This is a genomic window from Gammaproteobacteria bacterium, from assembly GCA_013001575.1.
Taxonomy (GTDB): Bacteria; Pseudomonadota; Gammaproteobacteria; order Steroidobacterales; family JABDMI01; genus JABDMI01.
The window spans coordinates 1-7,404 of the sequence record JABDMI010000110.1 but is presented as its reverse complement, the minus strand read 5'-3'; the positions used below and the strand labels follow the sequence as shown (position 1 = coordinate 7,404).

The 7,404-nt window shown below is 53.4% G+C and carries 6 protein-coding genes; 1 reads left to right on the top strand and 5 read right to left on the bottom strand.

The annotated features are described in order from the left end of the window. On the top strand, positions 1–1,461 hold a 1,461-nt coding region (locus HKN88_09120; GenBank protein ID NNC98215.1), incomplete at its 5' end, for an amidase. Positions 1,462–1,472: 11 nt separating this feature from the next. Here HKN88_09120 and HKN88_09115 read toward each other — a convergent pair. From HKN88_09115 to HKN88_09095, 5 genes are all read right to left on the bottom strand, one after another. Continuing rightward, a complete protein-coding gene (locus HKN88_09115; GenBank protein ID NNC98214.1) occupies positions 1,473–2,051 on the bottom strand; it encodes a phosphatase in 579 nt (192 codons plus the stop codon). Between the two features lie 4 nt (positions 2,052–2,055). Continuing rightward, positions 2,056–3,432 (bottom strand): TRAP transporter large permease subunit, encoded by a 1,377-nt coding sequence (locus HKN88_09110; protein ID NNC98213.1) that lies wholly within the window; start codon positions 3,430–3,432, stop codon positions 2,056–2,058. Positions 3,433–3,539: 107 nt separating this feature from the next. After that, the gene (locus HKN88_09105; GenBank protein NNC98212.1) at positions 3,540–4,847 is read right to left on the bottom strand and encodes a TolC family protein; all 1,308 of its coding nucleotides are present in this window, start codon (positions 4,845–4,847) and stop codon (positions 3,540–3,542) included. Between the two features lie 8 nt (positions 4,848–4,855). After that, positions 4,856–6,151 carry an HlyD family type I secretion periplasmic adaptor subunit gene (locus tag HKN88_09100; protein NNC98211.1) on the bottom strand — a complete coding sequence of 432 codons (1,296 nt, stop codon included), beginning with the start codon at positions 6,149–6,151 and terminating at the stop codon, positions 4,856–4,858. After that, on the bottom strand, positions 6,148–7,404 hold a 1,257-nt coding region (locus HKN88_09095; protein NNC98210.1), incomplete at its 5' end, for an ATP-binding cassette domain-containing protein. The genes HKN88_09100 and HKN88_09095, both read right to left, overlap by 4 nt.

The window sequence follows — 7,404 nt, the reverse complement described above, 5'->3', positions numbered from 1 at the left end:
GCCGGCGAATTAACCTATGCCGAGTTAACGCGTTTTTATCTGGATCGCATTAACGCCTACAACCCCGCACTCAAGGCCGTGATCGCGGTGAATCCCGATGCCCTGAAATACGCCGGACAACGCGATGCAGAGGGCGCCAGTGTGGCCCAACGCGGTCCCTTGTATGGCATGCCGATTTTACTCAAAGACAACATCGAGGCCGGTGACGTTTTGGCCACTACGGCCGGTTCCTTGTTGCTTAAAGACAATGTGACCTGGCGTGATGCCACCCTGGTAGCGCGTTTGCGTCAACAAGGGGCGATCATTCTGGGCAAGGCCAATTTAAGTGAATGGGCCAACTTTCGTTCGGAGCGTTCCTCGAGTGGCTGGAGTTCAGTGGGTGGACAAACCCGCAACCCCTATGACCTGCAACGCTCGCCCTGCGGGTCCAGTTCGGGCTCAGCCGTGGCGGTGGCGGCCAAATTGGCCCCATTGGCTATCGGCACCGAGACCGATGGTTCGATCGTGTGTCCCGCTTCGGTCAACGGCGTGGTCGGTATTAAACCCACGGTGGGTTTGGTCAGTCGTGCCGGGATCGTGCCATTGAGTCCCTCCCAGGATACCGCCGGCCCGATGGCCGCGAGTGTGGCCGATGCCGCCATTCTTCTGAGCGGCATGATCGAGAAACAGGCCGTGGCCATTGATACTTTTGCCCTGGAGCGTCCTGACACCATCAATTTCGACTACCCGTCGGCTATTGGAAGTGTACGCAGCGCCGACAAGATCCGGGTTGCGACAATTGCCAATAGTGGCGGTTGGCACAGTGATGTCGATGCCTTGTTTAGCAAGGCCATGGACAAACTCGGCAAGGCCGGCATGCATGTCAATCCTGACCAGCTGCAACTGGAGGATGATGCCTTTGCCAAGGAATATGATCTGTTGCTGTATGAATTCAAATTCAGTTTGAATCATTACCTCGGCAGTTTACCCACGCGTCACGCGAGTCTGACGCTCGAAAAACTCATTGAGTTGAATCAAGCGCAAGCCGGGCAAGTGATGCCGTACTTTGGGCAAGAGATCTTCATCAAGGCTCAGGCCAAAGGCGGGCTTGATGAGGAAGAGTACCAGAACATTCGTAAAGAATTAAGCGAGAAAGTTGTGAGTAATGGCCTGGAAGCGTTTTTTCATGAACACCCGGAAGTTCAGGCTTTGATCGTACCCAGCGGAGGCCCGGCCTGGAGTATCGACCTGGTCAACGGTGATCACTTTTTAGGAAATTCATCTTCTTACGCAGCGGTTTCCGGCTACCCGAGTATCACCTTACCCATGGGTGAGGTGCACGGTCTGCCCATTGGCTTATCACTCATCGCACGCCCCTATCAGGAATTTGACATGTTGGCGATCGCCGACAAGATCGAGAAAATTCTTGCCGTGAAACTGGAACCGACTGCTTTTCAATCCAAAGTCAATCCCGATAATTAGTTTTCAAATCCTTAATCGGTAAACTCGTTCTCGCCCCAGTCGCACTCATCACAGTAAATGTCCAAGTCATAGTGTTCTGAAACTGTTTTGATGAACTTAAACCAGTCCTGGTTTGGCTCCCAAATGGAGTCCATATCCTGCTTGGCTTGGGAAACCGGAACATCAAGGAATAGTGCGCGATACAAAAAACTGAAAGTTGAAGCGCGTAAATTTACCTGACAATGCAATAAGGTTTTGGTTTCCGGACTGGCCTGCATAACTTGAACGAATTCTTGAAAATCTTGCAATGTCGGGTTTTTGAAATCCACCGGGATGTGCACATACTCCATACCCAGTTTTTGAACTATTGCCGCCTCGTTTTCCAGCGCGCCATGACTATCGTTTAAGGCAATGTAGATTACTCGCTCAACACCGGCATCCGCAATGAGCTTTAACTCATCTTCAGACGGTTGACTGGAACTGGCAAAAATGTCTGAATATTGCAAATAGCGATGCAGGTCAGTCATGTCACCGGTTTTTTCAGCATGGCCTTTGTGTGAACAAGCGCTTATAAAAACTGCTGCAATTAAAATGATCAGAATTTTTTTCATGCAACTATCCAAAGAGTTTTTTCGGCAACCAGGTTGCCAGCTCCGGCCATATGCACAAGATCAACAACATTAACATTTGAATCCCCACAAACGGCATCACCCCGCGATACAGATCCGTGGTCTTGAATTCCGGCGGTGCCACGCCGCGTAAATAAAACAGGGCAAAGCCGAAGGGCGGGGTTAAAAAGGAGGTTTGTAAATTCACCGCGATCAAAATGCCTAACCAGATCGGGTCGATGTCCATGGCCAGCAGAATGGGACCAACAATTGGCACCACCACAAAAGTGATCTCGATAAAGTCGAGTACAAAACCCAGCAAGAACATCACGATCATCACCGCGAGCAATGCGCCCCATTTACCCCCGGGCAGGTTCACTAACAAACTGTGCACCAGGTCGTCGCCGCCCAGACCGCGAAACACCAGGGAAAACACCGAGGCGCCGATCAGGATCAGAAACACCATGGAACTGATGCGTGCGGTTCTTTGCATCACGTCCTGTAAGCGTGGCAGGTCGAATTTTTTATAACTGATGGCCAGTATCATGGCGCCGACCGCGCCCACGGCCGCGGCTTCCGTGGGGGTTGCGATCCCGGTCAGAATGGAACCCAGCACCGCAACGATCAACAACAGCGGCGGGATCAACACCGTCAATACCCGAAACCACAAATGCTTTTGTTCAACGCTGCGATCGATCTGGTACGCCGGCATGCTCTCGGGTTTGAACCAGGCCATGAGTAAAAGATAGGTAATGTAAATGCCTACCAATACCAGCCCCGGCAACAAGGCGCCGGCAAACAGATCGCCCACGGTCACGGTTTCGGGGGAAAAAACGCCCTGACGTAACTGGGCTTGCTGGTAAGCGGAGGAAATCACATCCCCAAGTAGAATCAGCACGATGGACGGGGGAATGATTTGTCCCAAGGTGCCCGAGGCGGCAATGGCCCCGCTCGATATGGCAGGACTATAGCCCTGCTTGAGCATGGTCGGGAGTGATAGCAGGGTCATGGTCACGACCGTGGCACCCACAATACCGGTACTCGCCGCCAGCAACATACCCACCAACATGACCGAGATACCCATGCCGCCGCGCACCCGCCCAAACAATTCGCCCATGGTCTCAAGCAGTTTTTCGGCGATTCCGGAACGTTCCAGCATCACGCCCATGAACACAAACAAGGGCACCGCGACCAATGTTTCATTGGTCATGATCCCGAGAATGCGGCTGGGCATGGCCTCGAGAAAACTGAGTTCAAAAAATCCGAAAATTACGCCAACAAAAGCAAACAGTAAAGCCGTACCACCGAGTGAGAATGCAACTGGATAACCGAATAGCAGGACACATATGACCAGGGCAAAGAGTACTAAGGCCAGCCATTCCATAAATCAGTTTACTCGCATGTCTGCAGGAAATTAATAATCTTGAAAAAGTTACTCTTTAACACTATCTGAAAAAATTCATTCGGAGCTTTTTATCAAGTGTCCGTGTGCTATTGAAAAGTGATCAACAGATTGGTCAAGACAAGAAGCTTGACTCGTTGTTTATGGGCAAGATAACGCGCTTCAATTTCTTGTAATACGGCCAATTGCAGATCGGCTTCCACCGTCTTGATCTCCTGATAGGTACGCAAGCCTTTTTCAAATTCTTTGCGCAAGGCCTGGGTTTCCAGACGCAAACTTTCCCGTGCATTTTTACGCGATTCAGCGAGTTTTTCAAATGCAGATATGCGTTCCCAGGTCAGCGTGGTGCTTTCTGTGATCTCGCGACGCATGCGATCGACTCCGAGTTTGGCTGCGCGCAAATTGGCCGCGGCTTCGTCGCGTTGTCCGCCATAGCGTCCGCCCAGCAAGGGTGAAGAAATATCCAGTCCAACCCGGTTGCTGCTCTCCCAGCTATTCAGGTCTTTGTTGTAGATCTCGGCAGCCACCGCTTGCACCTCGATGACCGGTAAGCGTGCCCGTTTCGCAATACCCAGTTCGGCCAGTGCCGCTTTACGGTCAGCGGCCGCGGCTTGCAAACGACTGCCGGCGTGCGCGTATTGCAGGGATTCCGTGAGGCTTTCGGGCATGTGTTTTTCGAGCTGGGTCTTGATCGGCGGTAAATGCTCACACACCTTGCCGGAGCTTGCGGTCAAAATGGCTAATTTGGATTGCGCTTCCGCCAGTTGTAATTCCACTTCAATGCGATTGGCTACTGCATTTGAGCGATCCGCTTCTATGCTGCGGGCTTCCGCGGCCGTAATGAGGTTGGTTTCCAGACGCCGTGCCACACCGGCCGCCACACTATTGAGATCGTTCTCGCGAACTTTGGCCGCTTGCAGACTCTCGGCCGCTTCCAGAATATTTAAATAGGTAACCGCCACATCCAGAGATGAATCATTGGTCACGTCAGTGACACCGAAGCCGGAAGCCTGCACGCGTGAATACGCTGCGTCTTTTTCAAGTCGGCCACGTCCAAAGTCGTACACCCGTTGTGAGAGTACCACCCCCACCTGGTTATCGGTACGCCCATCAACCAAACCGGTTTGCCCGGAGGCGGTACGCCCGTAACCGCGTAATTGCGGGTACCAGTCGTAACGGACTTGTTTGAGTCTGGCTTCGGCGCGGGCTTGTTCAGTCTGGGCTTCACCAATGGCCGGATCAAGCCGGGCATTCACGTGTAAAGCGTCTTCCAATGATAAACAAGCAGGCTTGGCAGGTATGTCGGCCATCGCCCTGGCCGGACTGGTGAGTGTCAGGCACAACAACAGAGTGAGGCAAAAAACGGAATATTGGAACAGGGTTTTGCGTAATAACATTTACGTCTCTAGGAGCGGGCACCACGCCGTACGATGGCGCTGATGGGTTCAAATAAATAATCGAACAAGGTACGGGTTTTGCCCGAATTGATAAAGGCCTCAACCGGCATACCCGGGATCACTTCAATGTTCATTTCGGCCAGCGCGGCGGCATCGATACTGACCCGGGCTTCGTAATAGGTGTAATCGCCATTGGGAGAGCTTTTCAGGTCGGCACTGACATTTTCTACGGTGCCTTCCAGACTCGGCATTTGCCAGCTGTGCAAGCCAGACAATCGAGTATCCACACTCAAGCCTTCATACACGGTGTCACGATCGGCCGGACGCACCTGAACCACCGCCACCAGTTCACTTTCACTGGGTACGATCTCGAGAATTTGTTCCCCGGCACGCACCACCCCGCCCTTGGTGTTGAATTTCAAATTCAAAACTTTGCCGGCTTGTGGCGCAAACACCTGGGTGCGGTTAACCACATCTTGGGCCGCGGTCAGGCGCTCATTTATTTCCGAGGCCTTGGCACGCGCTTCCAGCAAGTCGGTATTGATCTTTTCATAAAAACGCGCCCGGGTTTGCGTGAGCTGTCGATCAATTTCACGCACTTGAGAACGATCATTTTGTTGTTCGGTGGTAAGGCGCGAAATATCCGCCATCAAATTGGCTTCTTCCCGTTCCAGTTGGGTCACCTGATCGGCCTGGATCAATTGTTCGGCCAGATACTCGCGTTTGAGTTTGAGATCTTTACGCAGCAGGTCAAGGGAGCGATTTAAATTATCGATCTGTGCCTGTTTATTGTTGGCACTGTCGCGGAACCCGCTCTGTCGCGATTGCAGCACTTCAAGATCTGCGATGATGGTTTGACGTTGTTGCAAGAACAAACTTTGCTGTCTCGCCAAGGACTCGTTAAATTGCTCGAGTTCGACGCCTGAGTTCTGAATGCTACTGAAATCGGCCGTGCTGTTTTTGTTCAGGATCGCGGTTAAGCGGATGACCGAGGCTTTGTAATTCACCAGGTCTTGGGCCAGTTGGGCGCGACCGGAAGTCGCGGCCACGTCGGAAATAACCACCAGGGGTTGCCCGGCTTCGACCACGTCGCCTTCACGCACCAGAACCTCTTCGAGAATGCCGCCTTCCAGATGCTGCACCACTTTGCGGTTGTTTTCCACCACAATGTTGCCGAATGCCGCCACGCCTTCGGCCATCGGCGCCAGCGCCGACCACAGGATGAAACCGCCCATCGAGATCAGGCACACAATGGCGGCCACAAACACCAATCGATCGCTTTTAATGATCTCCATCTTGGTCATTGGCCGTCTCCGGATTGTGCACTGCCCTGTTTGATGAAGGCGGGATGCGCTTTGCGTAAACCGGCGAAGTAATCGGCCGAACTCAGCATTTTGATGTTTTCCGGGGTCAGCATCACCACATTATCCGAGATCTCGACCAAACGCAGGTCGTGGGTGGCCATGATGACAATGGCGCCACTGGCCTTGACCTGCGTGAGCACGTTCTTGAGTTGCTGCACGGTGGCCGCATCCAGATTGGCGGTGGGTTCGTCGAGCAAAAGCATCACTGGTTGACCAAACAAGGCGCGTGTGATGCCGATGATCTGTTTTTGTCCGGCGGAGAGATGAATGCCGCCGGGGCCGACCACAGTGTCGTAACCGTCGGGCAGACTCATGATCATTTCATGACAACCCACAAAGCGTGCAGTCTCGATCACGGCCTCGGTCGGGGCGTTGCTAAAGCGTCCGATATTCTGGGCCACGGTACCAAAGAGTAATTCGCTGTCTTGTGGCAGGTAACCCACGTAACGCCCGCGATCCACCATGTCCCAGCGATGCAGGTCACGCCCGCCCAGATGCACGGCGCCACTGAAGGGCGGCCAGGCGCCGGCGGTGGTTTGTAACAAAGAGGTTTTGCCGCTGCCGATGCCACCGACCAATGCGATCATGCTGCCGGCTTGCAAGCTTAAATTAAATTTGGGCAAGAGTGGTTTCTCAGACCCGGGACACGCCACTTCCAGATTCTCGAATTGCACTTTGGCGTCCGGACGCGGCATCGGGGTGGTGGCGTGTTCTTGCGCCTCGTCGGACTGGTGGCGTTCTTGTAATTCGGCCCAGGCTTGACGCACGCGAATGATCTGACGCCACATGCCCACCGACTGGTCGATAGGCGCCAAGGCCCGTCCCAGTAAGATGGTACCGGCGATGATCACACCCGGTGAAGATTGTTGTTGCAGTACCAGCCAGGCGCCAAGTCCGAGGGCACCGATGGTCAGGATAATGCGAATACCGCGGGTGGTGGAGCCGTAAATGCCCGAGGCTTCCGAGCCTTGCAAATACAATCCGCTGGCAAAGGCTTTTTGTTGCGCCCAGTTCCGAAAAGCCACATCGGCCATGCCCATACTCACGATGGCAGACTGTTGGCGCGCCAGACCGGTGGCAAAATTCTGGGCACTGTTCTCGGCGCTTTGCGCCTGCATCACGTTATCGCGGGTTTGTATCTCGGAAAAAACCGCAATGATCAATAAAATAATGGCGCCCACCACCCCGAGCCA